General features: G+C 63.5%; 1 protein-coding gene. It reads left to right on the top strand.

Annotated elements, in window-relative coordinates; all coding sequences use genetic code 11:
- Nucleotides 1-142 precede the first annotated feature (142 nt).
- Nucleotides 143-993: LysR family transcriptional regulator (locus FEM54_RS33100; protein ID WP_138454341.1), on the top strand; the 851-nt coding region annotated here is incomplete at its 3' end.

The raw sequence follows: 993 nt of genomic DNA, 5'->3' as shown, positions 1-993 counted from the left end.
GGGCTGCGCAGCAGCCCCAATAAGGGCAGCGCATTGATTCAGGCAATACGCGGTTATTTTTTTGGGGGCCGCTGCGCGCCCCAGCGGGAGCAAGCTCCCTCGCCACGGGTGAGTAGTTTTCAGCTAATGAGAAGGCGTGCCGATGGATCGATTTCATGAGATGCAGGTATTCCTGGCGGTGGCCGAGGAGGAGGGCTTCGCTGCCGCTGCGCGGCGCCTGAAAACCTCGCCGCCCAGCGTGACCCGAGCGATTGCCGCCATGGAACAGCGTATCGGCACGCAGTTGCTGGCACGCACCACCCGCAGCCTGCACCTGACCGAAGCCGGCCAACGTTACCTGGAAGATTGCCGACGCATCCTGGCCGAGCTCGATGAAGCCGAGGAAGCGGCGGCGGGCAGCTACTCCATCCCCGGCGGCCACCTGACGGTGACCGCGCCGGTGCTGTTCGGCGAGCTGTATGTGGCGCCGGTGCTGGGGGATTACCTGGACCGCTTTCCCTTGGTAAATATCACCGCCTTACTGGTCGACCGTGTGGTTAACATGACCGACGAAGGCGTCGATGTGGCCGTGCGTATCGGTCATCTGCAAGAACTTGGACAGCAGGCCATAAAGGTCGGGGAAGTGCGCCGGGTGGTGTGTGCATCGCCCGGTTACCTCGACCAGCACGGTCGGCCGCAACGGCCTGAGCAGTTGCGTGAAGCCAAGATCGTCACGTCATCCTCCAGCCAGCTGGTAAGTGAATGGGCGTTCGTCGACGCCGGGCAGCCGTTGACGGTACCCATCGAGCCGCGTCTGGTGGTCACGGCAAATAATGCGGCGATCAACCTGGCGCGCCTGGGTTGGGGCATGACGCGGGTGCTGTCTTATCAGGTCGCGGCAGCGGTGGCGGCGGGGGAGTTGGAGGTTGTGCTGGAGGCTTTTGAACCGCCACCGCTGCCGATCCAGGTGGTGTTCCAGAAAAGCGGCCGCGTACCGGCCAAGGTCCATACCTT

It is taken from the genome of Pseudomonas edaphica, assembly GCF_005863185.1.
In the GTDB taxonomy this organism is placed as follows: domain Bacteria; phylum Pseudomonadota; class Gammaproteobacteria; order Pseudomonadales; family Pseudomonadaceae; genus Aquipseudomonas; species Aquipseudomonas edaphica.
This window is presented reverse-complemented; position numbering and strand designations above follow the sequence as displayed.